Origin of the sequence: Asanoa hainanensis (assembly GCF_900188485.1) — a bacterium.
GTDB lineage: Bacteria > Actinomycetota > Actinomycetes > Mycobacteriales > Micromonosporaceae > Asanoa > Asanoa hainanensis.
The window spans coordinates 207,963-221,781 of the sequence record NZ_FZPH01000011.1; the positions used below are offsets into that span (position 1 = coordinate 207,963).

Below are 13,819 nucleotides of genomic sequence, written 5' to 3' on the forward strand. Positions count from 1 at the left end.
CCCATGTCCGACAGTGCCGCGGAATGGGCCGAGGCCCAGCTCGCCGCCGTGCGCGACCACCCGCTGCAGCGGATCGAGCTGCTGGCCCGCACCTACCTCGGCCCGTTCGGCCACGCGCCCAAGCACCTGCCGTTCCGGCGGGCGGCGCTGTCGTTCATGCGCTGGCAGGCCGGCCGCGGCGTGCTCGACCCCACGACCGGCAGCCACTGGTGGCGAGCGGTCAACGACCGGCTCATCCGGGACGGCTGCGAGGCGATGGCCCGGTCCGGCGGCCTCACCGGAGCGGTCTCATCCCCGACCGTCGACCAGTGGACGGCCTTCGTCGACGAACCCACGGCCAGCAACTGGTACCGCGCCCACAACGCGAGCATCGTCGCCGGCTACCTGGACAGCCGCGACCTCGCCGAGGCCGAGCCCGCGCCGGAGCGCTTCTTCCTCAACGTCGTCCTGCTGCGGGTCCTCTACACGCACGCCCTCGTCGCCGCGCCGAAGCTCGCGCTCGGCAAGCTGGCCGTCATCGGCAGGAGCGTCGGAGACCCGCGCCTCGGCGGCGCCGGCGTGTTCCTCTCGCTCCGGCGCGTCCTGCCCGACCGCTACCCGGCCGACGACGAGCTCCAGTCGTATCTCGACCACGAGAACCGCTTCGGGCGGCTCCTCGACTACGGCGTGATCCAACCCCGACTGCAGCGGCTGTACGAGTGGTCCGCGCGCGAGCTCGACCAACCGGGCCTGTGCGACCTGGTGCGGGACGGCAACCCGACCTACGCCTGGTCGTACGCGGACCGGCACGTCTGGGCCGCGCCCACCAGCGCGATCCACCGCGCGCTCCGCCAGCTCACCCGGCCCGGGGACTGAGCGCCAGCCCGGACAGCTCGGCGTCGACCGCGCGCGGGGAGTAGATCTCGTCCAGCACCATGGCGTGGGCACCGGTGACCGCCGACTGCGGCCCCAACCGGCTCGTGGTGACCTCCAGGTGGCGGGTCGCGCGCGGCAACGCGTACCGGTACAGCATCTCGCGTACGCCGGTCACGAAGTGGGTCTCCGCCAGGTCGCCGGCGATCACCAGGACGCCGGGGTTGACCAGGCAGACCACCGTGGCCAGCACCTCGCCGGCCAGGCGTCCGGCCTCCCGGGCCAGGTGCACGGCCTCGCCGTGGCCTTCGCGGATGCGTTCGACGAGCTGCGGGCCCGACTGGGTGGGCGTGCCGCCGAGCGTCAGCCGTTGCGCCAGGGCCAGACCGCTGGCCACGGCCGAGAGGCAGCCGTAGAGGCCGCACTCACACCGGGCCTCCGGGAACGAGGCGAGGCGGATGTGCCCGATGTCGCCGGCGCCGCCGTCGATGCCGCGGTACACCCGGCCGTCGATCACGATGCCCGCGCCGATCCCCGTCGCGACCTTGACCAGCAGCAACGCCGGGCAGTCCGGATAGAACGCGACCTGCTCGCCGAGCGCCATCAGGTTGGCGTCGTTGTCGACGAAGACCGGGCAGCCCCAGGTCTCCCGGAGCCGGTCGGCGATGGGGAACCCGTCCCAGCCCGGCATGATCGGCGGTTCGGTGACCACGCCGGCGTCGTACTCGACGGGGCCGGGCACGCCGACGCCGATCCCCCGCACCCGCTCGCGGGACTCCCCCGCCGCGGCCAGCAGGCGGCCGAAGGCGGCATCGACCCAGTCCAGCACGTACGCCGGGCCCTCGCCGATCTTGATGTGTTCGTGCTCCTCGCCGCGCAGGGTGCCGCCGACGTCGAGGACCGCCGCCCGGGCGTGGTTGGCCCCGAGGTCGGCGACCAGCACCACCCCGTGGCCGGTGTCGAACTCCAGGAGCTCGGCGGGCCGGCCGCCGGTCGACTCCTCCACGCCGGAGCTGCGCAGGTAGCCGGCCGCCCGGAGCGCGTCGATCCGGGTGACCAGCGTCGACCGCGACAGGCCCGTGTAGGACTGGAGCTCCGACCGGGTCCGCGCCCGGCCGGTGCGCACCAGCGCGAGCAGGTGGCCGGCGGAGTTCTGGTTGCCGGCCGCGCCGCCGCGAATCACGGCCGGCGAGCCGGGTGGGCCGCCCTGGGCCGGCGGCCTATCCCTTGTCGGCACCGGCGGTCAGCCCCTCCGTCAGCAGGCGCTCCGTCGCGAAGAAGATGATCACGATGGGCAGGGTAAGCACCACCGACCCGGCCATCAAAACCGTCTTGCTCACTTCGATGCCTCCGGCTAGCTGGGCGAGGCCGAGGGAGACCGTCCAGTTCTGACGGTTCTCGACCAGGAACAGGAGGGCGAACAGGTACTCGTTCCATGCGATCATGAAGACGTAGAGTGCGTTCGCCATCACGGCCGGTGCCGCGAGCGGCAAGATTACCTTACGCAGGGTTTGTAACCGTGTGTAACCATCCATGGCGGCGGCCTCTTCGAGGCTCTCCGGGATCGTGCTCAGGTAGTTGCGCAGCATGTAGATCGACACGGGGATCGTCTGCGCGATGTAGACGACGACCAGCCCGGCCAGCGAGCCGCGCAGGCCCAGCCGGGTGAACACGGTGAACAGCGGGATGGCCAGCAGGATCGCCGGGAACAGGTAGACCGCCAGGAACAGGAAGTGCACCTGCCGGCGGCCGACGAACCGCAACCGGCTGACCGCGTACGACCCGGGAATCGACACGAGCAGCGTCAGGATCGTCGCTGACGCCGCCACCAGGAACGTGTTGAGGATCAGCCGCACGAAGCCCTGGCCCCCGCTGTCGACGGAGCCGAGCACCTCGCGATAGGTCGAGACGGTCCACTCCGCCGGGCCGGCCCAGAGGCTCCCCGGCTCCTGCAGCACCGCCTCGATCGGCCGGATCGAGAGCAGCACCATGTAGTAGAACGGGAACAGCGTGACCACGACCAGCACCGCGATCACGACCCAGCGCAGCACGCCGAACAGGCGGGTCTCGAAGGTCGCCCGGTCCATCACGACTCATCCTCCCGGGGCGCGAAGAACTTGAGATAGACCACCAGCAGGATGACCAGCACGGCGGCGAGCACGAGGCCCTGGGCCGCGGCGGCGCCGATGTCGAGGCGCGAGGTGAGGAAGTCGTAGACCCGGACGCTGGCCACCTGGGTGCCGGCACCGCCGCCGGTGAGCAGCCAGACGTCGTCGAACTTGTTGAAGGTCATGATGAACCGGAGCACCGACAGCAGGGCGATGACGGCGCCGAGCTGCGGGAGCAGGATGTGCCGGAAGAGCTGGGTCGGCGCGGCGCCGTCGACCACGGCCGCCTCCTCCAGATCGCGAGGCACCGCCTGGAGCCGGGCCAGGATGAACAGGAACGCGAACGGGAAGTAGCGCCAGGCCTCGAAGGCGATCACGGTGATCAGCGCGAGCGGGATGTCGATGCCCCACAGGCTGTATTCGCGCTGGCTCAGGAAGGCGATCGGCCGGTCCCAGCCGAGGAACCGGGTGCCCCAGTCGTTGGCGACGCCGAACTGCGGGCTGAGCATGATCTCCCAGACGAAGGTCACCGCGACCACCGGCGCCACGTACGGCAGCAGCACGCTGGCCCGCACCAGCGTCCGACCAGGGAACCGCTTGCGCAGGGCGAGCGCGGCGACCAGCCCGAACAGGATCGAGAACGCGGTGCCGCCGACCGTGTAGACCAGCGTGGTCCACAGCGAGCTCCAGAAGCCCGGCGAGGTGAACACGTACTCGAAGTTGCGCAGGGTGAAGTCGCCGAACAGGCCGGTGCGCCGGATGTTGATCAGCCGCAGCCGCTGGAACGCCAGCAGGATCGTCCACAGGATGGGCACGACGACCACGACCAGCACGACGACGAACGTCGGCGACAGGTAGGCCAGGCCGGCCCGGTTCTCGCGTTGGCGGCGGGTCAGTGGCCGCGCCGGCCGGCGGCGCCGTTCGGACGCCGCCGGCCGACCCTCGCGGGTCGCGACCATCAGTTCAGGGACTTCTGGATCGCCCGCACGTCGTCGGCGGCCCGTTTCGCGGCGCCGGCGGCATCGAGCTCACCACCGGCCAGGGCGTTGACCGCCTTGGGTACGGGCAGCTCGCCGAGCGTGGCGCCGAGCAGCGCGCCCTGCTTCTGCGGCAGGGCCCAGCGCTTGAACGTGTCGGGGCTGGTGCGCAGCGCCTCCAGCACGTCGGCCGGGTAGCTGTCGGCGAGCGGCTTGCGGGTGTCGACGCCGGCCGGCAGCGTGTTCCAGGCCGTCTCGAACTTCGCGGCGTCGGCCGAGTCGCCCTTGCGGACCGGGAACTTGCCCTCGGGCGCGATGCCGAGCCAGCCCGGGTAGCCCTCGTTCATCATGTACGCGACGAACTTGCGGGCCTGGTCGGTGCTCGGGCCGTCCTTGGTGATCGCCCAGCTCGTGATCTCGCCGAACTGCGCCGGCTGCCCGTCGGGACCGGCCACGGCGGTCACGATGCCGCTGTTCTTGGCCAGGTAGGCGGGGTCGGCCTTGCACTCGGGGCAGGTCGGCAGGGCGTCGTTGCGCAGCCCCGCCATCTCGTCCAGCAGGAACGACGACCAGACCACCATGGCGGCCTTGCCGGCGAAGTACGTGGCCCGCGTGGTGTCGACGTCCTGCGCGCCGGGCACCGACCAGTTCTTGACCAGGTCCTCGTAGAGCTGGAACGTGGCCACGCACTGGGGCGTGTCGAGCGTGACGTTCTTGGCGTCGTCGACCATCTCGCACCCGTTGCCGAGGGCGAAGTTCTCGAACGTCTGCTCGGTGAACGCGTCGTTGGGGACGGTCGCCAGGGTGATGCCGGCGACCCCGCCGGTGTTCAGCCGCTGCGCGGCGGTCCGGATCTCGTCGAAGGTGTCCGGGGCCGCGAGGCCCGCCTTGTCGAACAGGTCCTTGCGGTAGAACAGCAGCTGGGCCCAGCCGTCGCTCGGCACGGCGAGCTGGTTGCCGTCCTGCGCGGTCAGCTCCAGGGCGCGCGGCGAGAAGGTGCCGCGGCCGAGCTCGTCGACGACGGCCTTGGCGGCATCGGTGTCGAGCAGGTCGTTGGTGGCCATCTGGGCCACCGCCGCCAGCGGCAGCGCGCCGACGACGTCCGGCAGCTGGCCGGAGGCGGCCGCCGAGGTGATCAGGCTGGTGAACTGGTTCTCGTCCGTCGCCACGATCTTGACCTGGATGCCGGTCGCGGCGGTGAACTGGTCGGCGATCTTCTGGGTGGCCTGGACCCGGTCGGTCTGGTTCTCCAGGCTCCACACGGTGATCGAGCCGCTGGCGTCGTCTTCGGGGTCGTCCCCTCCACAGGCGCTCAGGGCGGTGGTCGTCAGGGTCGCCGCGACCACGGCGGTGAGCAGTCTTCTCGCGTTCACGCGATTCGCTCCTTCGTCCGATATATCGATTGCGCTCCTTTGTGAACGGATCTACGGACGAATAACACCAAGGTCTTATACGCGAAGGCAAGACATGTGTACGTAACGTTCACGTGCTGCGAGTCCTTTGTCCACGTTTGACACGAGTGGTGGCGATCCGGACTTATACTTGATTGCCAGACATAAGTGCGTAACATCTCGGCGGAACGACCGTCGTTATGTCGCGCGCTTCTCTCTTCGAGCATGGGTGGAAGGCCGTCGTGCCGCAGATTGTGCAGTTCACCTCTCCCCGTCACGTGGAGGTCGTCGACCAGCCCCACGTCGAGCTGCGGCCGGGGCAGGTGCGCGTCCGCACCATGTACTCCGGGATCTCGGCGGGCACCGAGCTCACCGCGTACCGGGGCACGAACCCCTACCTCAACCGCGACTGGGACCCGGACCTGCGGCTGTTCGTCGAGGGGTCGACCGGGCTGAACTACCCGGTGGCGGGCCTCGGCTACTCCGAGGTCGGCGAGGTGGTCGAGGTGGTGGCCGAGGAGCCCCATCCCGACGACCCGCATCCCGGCCAGCAGGTCTGGGGCATCTGGGGGCACCGCGGCGAGGCCGTACTCCCGGTCGAGAAGGTCCGCGGCTGCGTCGTGCCGCCCGGCCTCGACCCGGTCGCGGCCACCTTCGCGCGGGTAGGCGCGGTCGCGCTCAACGGCGTGCTGGCCGCCGACATCCACCTCTCCGAGGTGGTCGTGGTCTTCGGCCAGGGCGTGCTCGGGCTGCTCGCGACCCGGCTGGCCCAGCTCTCCGGCGCCACCGTGGTCGCCGTCGACACGCTGCCGGCCCGGCTCGAGAAGGCCAAGGAATACGGTGCGACGCACGTCGTCGACGCCGCCGCGACCGACGTGGGTATCGCCCTGCGCGGGCTGACCGACGGGCGCGGCGCCGACGTGGCGATCGAGATCAGCGGCCACTACCCGGCCCTGCACGACGCGATCCGCTCGGTGGCGGTCGACGGCCGGGTGGTGGCCTCCGGCTTCTACCAGGGCGACGGCGCCGGGCTGCGGCTCGGCGACGAGTTCCACCACAACCGGGTCCGGATCGTCTCCTCCCAGATCGGGGGCGTGCCGCCGGAGCTCGCCGGGCGCTGGAACCAGGCCCGCCTCAACCAGGCGTTCCTGAGCCTCGCCCAGCAGGGCGCGGTCGACCCCGTCGGCCTCGTGACACACGTCATCGCGGTGGAGGAGGCGGCGGAGGCGTTCGCCATGCTCGACCACCGTCCGCAGGAAGCACTCCAGGTGGTGTTGAAGTTCTCATGATCAAGATCTCCTGCCAGGAGCAGCTGCTCCCCGGCGAGAGCCTCCAGGCGAAGTGGGACTTCGCCGCCCGCGCCGGCTACGACGGCATCGAGCTGCGGGCCAAGGGCGACTTCGCGTTCCGCGACCGGCTGCCCGAGCTGCGCCAGGCCGCCCGCGACGGCGTGCCGATGCCGTCCGTCTGCGTCGACATGCTGCACTTCATCGGCGCGTTCGACGCCGACCTGCGCCGCGACGCGATCGCCCAGCTCCGCTCGCAGCTCTCCGTGCTCGCGGAGATCGGCGGCACGGTGGCCTGCACGCCGGCCTCCTACGGCATGTTCTCCCGGCGGCTGCCCCCGTTCGAGCCGCCCCGCTCCCCCGAGGCCGACCGGGCGGTGCTGCTGGCGGCGCTCACCGAGCTCGGCAAGCACGCCGAGTCGGTCGGGGTGACGCTGGTGCTCGAACCGCTGAACCGCTACGAGGACCACATGGTCAACCGGCTCGACGAGGCCGTCTCGCTGGTCGACGAGGTCGGGCTGCGGTCCGTGCGGGTGCTGGCCGACACGTACCACATGAACATCGAGGAGGACGAGCCCACCAGCGCGCTGGTCAAGGCCGCCGACCACCTCGGGCACGTGCAGGTCAGCGACTCCAACCGCTTTCAACCCGGGGCCGGGCACATCGACTGGGGTGCGCTGCTCGGCACGCTGGACGCGGTCGGCTACGAGGGGCACCTGGCGGTCGAGTGCCGGTTGCGCGGCGAGCCCGCGGCGGCGGTCGCGGCGATCCCGGGCTTCCTGCGGAGGTGGTCGTGACCATCGCCCCCGAACGACCCGCGCTCACCGCCATCGCGCCGTCCGCGTCGCTCGACCGGGCGGCGCGCCGGGTGCTGGCGGCCAACTGGCGGCGCGGCGCGACCGTGCCCGCCGGTGGCCTCTACCCGCACCAGTGGAGCTGGGACTCCGCGTTCATCGCGCTGGGGCTGCGGCACTTCTCTCCGGTGCGGGCGCAGCGCGAGCTCGAGTCGCTGTTCGGCGCGCAGTGGGCCGACGGCCGGGTGCCGCACATCGTCTTCGACCCGCTGGTGCCGGCCGACGCGTACTTCCCCGGTCCGGCGTTCTGGCGGTCCGGTGACCGCTCCGGGACTCCGGGAGTGCCGACCTCCGGGATCGTGCAGCCGCCCGCGCACGCCCTGGCCGCCTGGGAGACGTACCGGGCCGCACCCGCCGTCGCCCGCTCCCGCCGGTTCCTGGAGCGCCTCTACCCCCGGCTGGTCGCCTGGCACGACTGGCTGCTGACCGGGCGCGACCTGCGCGGACGCGGCCTGGTGTCCGTGGTGCACCCGTGGGAGTCCGGGATGGACAACAGCCCGGCCTGGGACGTCCCGCTGTCCCGGGTCGCGCCGCTGCCGCCGACCGAGCTCGCCCGGCGCGACCTCGCGCACGCCGCCGCCACCGAGCGGCCGACGGACGCCGACTACGGGCGCTACATCCGGCTGGCCCGCGACTACCGCGACTCCCGTTACGAGGGGACGCCAGGGTTCGCCGTGGAGGACCCGCTGTGCAACGGGCTGCTCGCCGCCGGCGAGTACGCGCTGGCCTCGATCGCCACCGAGATCGGGCAGGACCCGAACCGCCACCTGGTACGCGCCCAGCAGGTGACCGACGCGCTGATGACCGAGCTGTGGGACACGGGCGCCGGCACCTTCTTCGCCTACGACGTGCTCGGCGACGCGGTGCTGCGGTCGTACTCGATCGCCGGTCTGCTGCCGTTGGTCGTGCCGGACCTGCCGGTGGCGACGGACCTGGTCAAGACCGCGCTCGGCGACCGCTTCCGGCTGGCCGACGCGTGCCCGCTACCCAGCTACGACCTGACGGCCGAGGACCACGAGCCCGGCCGCTACTGGCGCGGGCCGGGGTGGATCAACACGAGCTGGCTCTTCTGGCACGGGCTGCGCCTGCACGGTGAGACGGGCCTCGCCGACGACCTGCGCGACCGGCTGCTGGCCCGGGTGCGGGCGTGCGGCTTCCGCGAGTACGTCGACCCGCTCACCGGCGCCGGCCACGGCACCAACGACTTCAGCTGGACGGCGGCACTGACCCTGGACCTCATCCGCACCGGGCCGCGCCGCTGACTCGTTGACCCCGATATGCGAACCCTGGTTTCCGGCGTCACCTGCCTCCTGACGGACGCCGGCGGCAACGTCACCGACACCGGCGGTCTGTTCGTCGCGGACACCCGGCACCTGTCCCGCTGGGTGCTGACCGTGCACGGCCGCGCCCTGCGCGCCCTGGCCGACTCGGCCGGCGAGGTGGTGCTGGCGCCGCCGACCGCGCGCAACGAGAACCCGCCGTTCGTGCTGCGCCGGGTCCAACGCCTCGCGTCGCGGTCGCTGGTCGAGGAGCTGACGCTGACCAGCTTCGTGGCCTCCCCGCAGACCGTGCGGGTGGCGCTGTCCGCCGAGGCCGACTTCGCCGACCAGTTCGAGCTGCGGTCGGCGCGGCTGTTCGACAAGTCGGACGCGATCCGCGAGCTGTCGACGGACGAGGCCTCGCTCGTCTTCCTCTACGCACGGCGGGGTTTTCGCCGGCAGACCCGGATCACGGCGGCGCCGCCGGCCCGGCTCTCCACCGACGGTGTGCAGTGGACGGTCACCGTGCCGGCGCACGGCACGGTGACCTTGCGCGCGGCCGTCACGGCGGGCGACGGTGCGGTGCCGGTCCTGGTGCCGGAACCGTCCGCCGTGGCCGCCCCGGCCGACGATCTCGACCGGTGCGTCGCGCGGGGCCTCGCCGACCTCGACAGCCTCCGCGTGCCGGCCGCCGACCTGCCGCCGATCGCCGGCGTCGAGCTGCCCGCCGGTGCGGTGGTGCCGGCCGCGGGCGCGCCCTGGTTCCTCACGCTGTTCGGCCGGGACAGCCTGCTCACGTCGCTGTTCGCGCTGCCGTACCGGCCCGAGCTGGCCGAGGGGACGCTGCGGCTGCTGGCGGCGACCCAGGGCCGGGTGACCGACCCCGACCGGATCGAGGAACCCGGCAAGATCCTGCACGAGCTGCGCCAGGGCGAGCTGGCCACGCTCGGCGAGGTCCCGTACGGCCGCTACTACGGCACGGTCGACGCGACGCCGCTGTTCCTCGTGCTGCTGGCCGAACACCACACCGTCACCGGCGACACGGTCGTGGCCAAGGACCTCGAACCGGCGGCCCGGGCCGCGGTGGCGTGGATGCTCGACGACGGCGGCATCCAGGCCACGGGCTACCTGCGCTACCGCACCGACGGGCCGGGGTTGGTGCACCACTGCTGGAAGGACTCGGCCGACTCGATGGTCTTCGCGGACGGCCAGGTCGCGGCCGGACCCATCGCGGTCAGCGAGGCGCAGGGGTACGCGTACCGCGCGCTCCGTGGCACCGCCGAGCTGGCCCGCACCGCCTGGGGCGACCCGACCTGGGCCGCCGAGCTGGACCGCCGGGCCGACCGCCTGCGGGCGATGTTCTCCGCCGACTTCCGCCTGCCGAACGCGTTCGTGGCGCTGGCCCTGGACGGCGCCGACCGGCAGGTCGACGCACTCGCCTCGAACGCCGGCCACGTGCTGTGGTCCGGCATCCTCGACGACTCCTGGGCCGACCTGGTCGCGGAACGGCTCGCCGAGGACGACTTCTTCTCCGGTTGGGGCATCCGCACCCTCGCCGAGGGCCAGCCGCCCTACCACCCGCTCTCCTACCACCGGGGCGGCGTCTGGCCGCACGACACGGCTCTCGCGGTCGCCGGGCTGGCCCGGGTCGGGCACACGGCCGCGGCCGCCCGGATCGCCGACGGGCTGGTAGCGGCCGCCGCGTCCGGGGGCGGGCGGCTGCCCGAGGTGCTGACCGGCCTGACCCGCCGGCCCGGTCAGGCGCCGGTGCCGTACCCGCACTCGTGCTCGCCGCAGGCCTGGGCCGCGGCGGCGCCGCTGCTGGTGAAGACGGCGCTCAGCTGACGACTCCGGCGGCCACCCAGATGGTCAGCACGGCCAGGAACTCGCCGCGCTCGCCGGCCGCCGCGAGCTCGGCGAACCAGGTGTCCCGCAGGTCGTCGGGGATCATGCCGGCCTCCGGCGGGACCGCCGGGTCGAACAGCGGCACCACCACGGCGGCCGAGGCGGGATCGGGGAAGTAGCAGGCCACCGGGGTGGCCGTCACGTCGCTCAGGCCGGCCCGGACGAGGCGGCGGCGCAGCGTGCGGCCCATGTCGTCGTGGTGGTGCGGGTCAGCGCCGAGCAGGCGCTCGCGCAGCGAGAGGGTCAGGTCGGCCCGGATGCCGTCGACGGCCAGGGACTCCCAGTCGGTGTCGATCAGGCAGACCCGCCCGCCGGGCCGGGTGACGCGGACGAGCTCGCGCACCGCGGCGTCGGGGTCGGCGAGGTGCTGGAGCACGCGCTCGGAGCGGACGCCGTCGAAGGTGTCGGCCTGGAACTCGAGGTGGGTGACGTCGCCTTGGACGAACCGGATCGGCAGGTCGGTCGGCGTCAGGTCCCGGGCGCGGGTCAGGGTCCTGGTGGACGCGTCCATGGCCACGACCTCGCCGTCGCGGCCGACCACGGCGGCCAGGTCGCGGGCCACCTCCCCGGCGCCGGCGCCCGCGTCCAGCAGCCGCTGGCCCGGCGCCGGAAGCAACGCCTCGCGCGCGACCGCGCGTACCCGCCGGATCTCGGGATGTTCCGCCATGGCCCGCAGCACCCCGAAGATCGCGTCGAAGATGGGCTCCGGCAGAGCGTCGATATTCCGGAAAGCCCCCGCGTCGTCCGTCATGGTTATCAACCTAGGGCTACGCCGAGCGCGAAACCGGGCCGCGCCGCGCCCGGATCCGCCTAGAGTCGGCGACGTGACCGATCCGCCGCTGCGTGAGGTGTTCGGCAAGCTGCTGCGCCGGGTGCGGCTGCGGCAGGGCCGCACGCTGGCCGAGGTCGCCTCGGCGGCACGGGTTTCCGCGCAATATCTCTCGGAGGTCGAGCGCGGCCGCAAGGAGCCCTCGTCAGAGGTCCTCGCGGCCGTCTGTGCCGCGCTCGGCATCGACCTGCCCGACCTGCTGGCCGCGGCGGGCCGCGACCTTCTCGCCGCCCGGCCCGTGGCGCCGGTGCTGCGCCTGGCCGACGCCCGTATCGGCCGTCCCCCGTCGATCGGCCGCCCCGGCGAGGTCCGACTGCTGGTGGCCGCCTAACCGACGCGGGCAAGCGGTGCGCCCTTGCGGTTGGCGACCACGTGGTCGGCCAGGCCGTAGGCCACCGCCTCGTCCGCCGACAGCGTCAGGTTGCGGTCGATGTCGGCGCGGATCTTCCCGGTCCCGTGCCCGCTGACCTCCGCGAGGATCTCCTCCATCTCCGCGCGTACGCGGCCCACCTCCTTGGCCTGCACGGCCAGGTCCGGCAGCGTGCCGCGGGCCTGGCTGGACGGCTGGTGCAGGGTCACCTTCGCGTGCTTGAGCACCGCGCGCTTGCCCGGCGTGCCGGCGGCGAGCAGCACGGCGGCGGCCGACGCCGCCTGGCCCAGGCAGAACGTGGCGATGTTCGGGCGGACGAACCGCATCGTGTCGTAGATGGCGGTCAGCGCGCTGAACGAGCCGCCGGGCGAGTTGATGTAGAGGCCGATCTCCATCTCGCTGTTGGCCGACTCCAGGTGCAGGAGCTGGGCCATCACCACGTTGGCGACGCCGTCGTCGATCTCGGTGCCGAGGAAGATGATCCGCTCGGCCAGCAGCCGCGAGTAGATGTCGAAGGCACGCTCGCCGGTCGAGGTGCGCTCGACGACGGTCGGGATCGTGTACTGGCTCATCGTCACAGCCCCACCGGCTGGCGGGTGACCGCCGGGCGCACGTCGTCGACCCGGTCCACGACGCGGTCGACCATCCCGTAGGCGAGGGCCTCGTCCGCGTTGAACCACCGGTCCCGCCCGCTGTCCCGGTCGACGACCTCGACCGGCTGGCCGGTGTGCCGGGCGATGAGCTCGACGAGGGTACGCCCGACCCGCTCCAACTGGCCGGCGTAGATCTCGATGTCGGCCGCGGTGCCACCAAAGCCGGCACTGCCCTGGTGCATCAGGACCTGGGCGTGCGGCAGGGCGAACCGCTTGCCGGCCGTCCCGGCACAGAGCAGGAACTGCGCCATGCTGCCGGCCAGCCCCATCGCGACGGTCCGCACGTCGTTGGGGATCACCCGCATCGTGTCGTAGATGGCCAGCCCGGCGCTGACCGAGCCGCCCGGCGAGTTGATGTAGAGGCTGATGTCCGACTGCGGGTCCTCGGCCGACAGCAGCAGCAGCTGGGCGCACAACCGGTTGGCGATCGGGTCGTCCACCTCGGCGCCGAGCACGATGATCCGTTGGTGCAACAGCCGGGTCGCCAACTGGTCGTCGAGCGACATCCCGCCCGTCAAGCTCTGCATGGTCTGTCTCCTTTGTTTTTGGCTGTGCGCCCACGATGCGGAGCCCGGACCCCCTTGATCCAGGGCGCGCTGCCAGCAGCAGCGAGGTTCAGCGGTCAGCGAACGTCTTGACGCTCGGCGATGTGTGGAGTGCAATATGTTGCATGCCGATCCCGTCCAGCGCCGGTGTGGTGGCCCGGTCGTTGCTGCGCGACGACGCCTACCGGGCGATTCGCGACGCCATCGTCGACGGCACGCTCGCGCCCGGCGAGCGGCTCAACGACGCCGACCTGGCCCGCTGGCTCGGCGTCAGCCGCACGCCGGTGCGCGAGGCGCTGACCCGCCTCGACGAGGCCGGCCTCGTGCGCACCAAGCCCGGCCGCTGGACGATGGTCAGCCCGCTGGACGCGCGGGCGTTGCGGGCCGCGCGGTCGGTGACGTCGGCGATGCACGAGCTGGCCGTCCGCGAGGCGCTGCCCAACCTGTCGACCGCCGAGCTCGACGCGATGCGCGCCGCCAACGCGCGGTTCGCGGCGGCGTTGCGGGCCGACGACGTCGACGCGGCGATCGCGGCCGACGACGACTTCCACGGTGTCGCGGTCACCGCCTGCGCCAACACCGCGGTGCGCAGCGTGCTCGACCAGTTCACGCCCGCGCTGCGCCGGCTCGAACGGCTGCGCTTCGCCTCGCTGAGTGGCCGCGAGTCGGTCGCCCAGCACGACCGGATCATCGCGCTGTGCGCGGCCGGCGACGTCGAGGGCGCGGTCGCCGCCACCCGGGCCAACTGGCAGACCCTCGCCCCGCTGCTGCAAGAAGAAGGAGACTGACC

13 protein-coding genes and 1 pseudogene are annotated in these 13,819 nt (G+C 72.5%); 7 read left to right on the forward strand and 7 right to left on the reverse strand.

The genetic code is table 11. The annotated features are described in order from the left end of the window. The first annotated feature begins 3 nt into the window (after positions 1–3). Positions 4–855: a hypothetical protein gene (locus CHC05_RS25595; RefSeq protein WP_089253111.1), complete on the forward strand. Its 852-nt coding sequence runs from the start codon at positions 4–6 to the stop codon at positions 853–855. Here the strand turns inward: CHC05_RS25595 and CHC05_RS25600 are convergent. The 4 genes from CHC05_RS25600 to CHC05_RS25615 are packed head-to-tail and all read right to left on the reverse strand — an operon-like array spanning position 836 to position 5,310. Beyond that, entirely contained in the window at positions 836–2,089 is a 1,254-nt protein-coding gene (locus CHC05_RS25600) for an ROK family protein (RefSeq protein ID WP_218824678.1), read from the reverse strand. The genes CHC05_RS25595 and CHC05_RS25600 overlap by 20 nt on opposite strands. Next, positions 2,073–2,939: a carbohydrate ABC transporter permease gene (locus CHC05_RS25605; RefSeq protein ID WP_089253112.1), complete on the reverse strand. Its 867-nt coding sequence runs from the start codon at positions 2,937–2,939 to the stop codon at positions 2,073–2,075. Before CHC05_RS25605 ends, CHC05_RS25600 begins: the two co-directional genes overlap by 17 nt. Further along, positions 2,939–3,919 carry a carbohydrate ABC transporter permease gene (locus CHC05_RS25610; protein ID WP_089253113.1) on the reverse strand — a complete coding sequence of 327 codons (981 nt, stop codon included), beginning with the start codon at positions 3,917–3,919 and terminating at the stop codon, positions 2,939–2,941. The genes CHC05_RS25605 and CHC05_RS25610 overlap by 1 nt, the downstream gene beginning before the upstream one ends. Continuing rightward, positions 3,919–5,310 (reverse strand): ABC transporter substrate-binding protein, encoded by a 1,392-nt coding sequence (locus CHC05_RS25615; RefSeq protein WP_089253114.1) that lies wholly within the window; start codon positions 5,308–5,310, stop codon positions 3,919–3,921. Before CHC05_RS25615 ends, CHC05_RS25610 begins: the two co-directional genes overlap by 1 nt. A gap of 260 nt (positions 5,311–5,570) precedes the next feature. Here CHC05_RS25615 and CHC05_RS25620 point away from each other — a divergent pair, with 260 nt between their 5' ends. From CHC05_RS25620 to CHC05_RS25635, 4 genes are read left to right on the forward strand one after another with little or no spacing between them, the layout of a single operon-like run. Beyond that, on the forward strand, positions 5,571–6,617 hold the full coding sequence (locus CHC05_RS25620) for a zinc-dependent alcohol dehydrogenase (RefSeq protein WP_089253190.1): 1,047 nt from the start codon (positions 5,571–5,573) through the stop codon (positions 6,615–6,617). Next, positions 6,614–7,411 carry a sugar phosphate isomerase/epimerase family protein gene (locus tag CHC05_RS25625; protein WP_089253115.1) on the forward strand — a complete coding sequence of 266 codons (798 nt, stop codon included), beginning with the start codon at positions 6,614–6,616 and terminating at the stop codon, positions 7,409–7,411. The genes CHC05_RS25620 and CHC05_RS25625 overlap by 4 nt, the downstream gene beginning before the upstream one ends. Next, positions 7,408–8,730, forward strand: coding sequence for an MGH1-like glycoside hydrolase domain-containing protein (locus CHC05_RS25630; RefSeq protein WP_245871214.1), 1,323 nt, complete (start codon positions 7,408–7,410; stop codon positions 8,728–8,730). Before CHC05_RS25625 ends, CHC05_RS25630 begins: the two co-directional genes overlap by 4 nt. Positions 8,731–8,745: 15 nt before the next feature. Beyond that, positions 8,746–10,572: an amylo-alpha-1,6-glucosidase gene (locus tag CHC05_RS25635; RefSeq protein WP_089253116.1), complete on the forward strand. Its 1,827-nt coding sequence runs from the start codon at positions 8,746–8,748 to the stop codon at positions 10,570–10,572. Here the strand turns inward: CHC05_RS25635 and CHC05_RS25640 are convergent. After that, positions 10,565–11,383, reverse strand: coding sequence for a methyltransferase domain-containing protein (locus tag CHC05_RS25640; protein ID WP_089253117.1), 819 nt, complete (start codon positions 11,381–11,383; stop codon positions 10,565–10,567). The genes CHC05_RS25635 and CHC05_RS25640 overlap by 8 nt on opposite strands. Before the next feature lie 88 nt (positions 11,384–11,471). On the opposite strand from CHC05_RS25640, the pseudogene CHC05_RS42700 reads away from it, so the two are divergent. After that, positions 11,472–11,673, forward strand: a pseudogene (locus tag CHC05_RS42700) (helix-turn-helix domain-containing protein); the annotation flags it as partial. Positions 11,674–11,788: 115 nt separating this feature from the next. Here CHC05_RS42700 and CHC05_RS25650 read toward each other — a convergent pair. Next, a complete protein-coding gene (locus tag CHC05_RS25650) occupies positions 11,789–12,403 on the reverse strand; it encodes a ClpP family protease (RefSeq protein ID WP_089253119.1) in 615 nt (204 codons plus the stop codon). A 2-nt stretch (positions 12,404–12,405) separates the two neighbouring features. Beyond that, positions 12,406–13,011, reverse strand: coding sequence for a ClpP family protease (locus tag CHC05_RS25655; RefSeq protein WP_089253120.1), 606 nt, complete (start codon positions 13,009–13,011; stop codon positions 12,406–12,408). Positions 13,012–13,154: 143 nt separating this feature from the next. Here CHC05_RS25655 and CHC05_RS25660 point away from each other — a divergent pair, with 143 nt between their 5' ends. Then, the gene (locus CHC05_RS25660; RefSeq protein WP_089253121.1) at positions 13,155–13,817 is read left to right on the forward strand and encodes a GntR family transcriptional regulator; all 663 of its coding nucleotides are present in this window, start codon (positions 13,155–13,157) and stop codon (positions 13,815–13,817) included. Positions 13,818–13,819 lie beyond the last annotated feature (2 nt).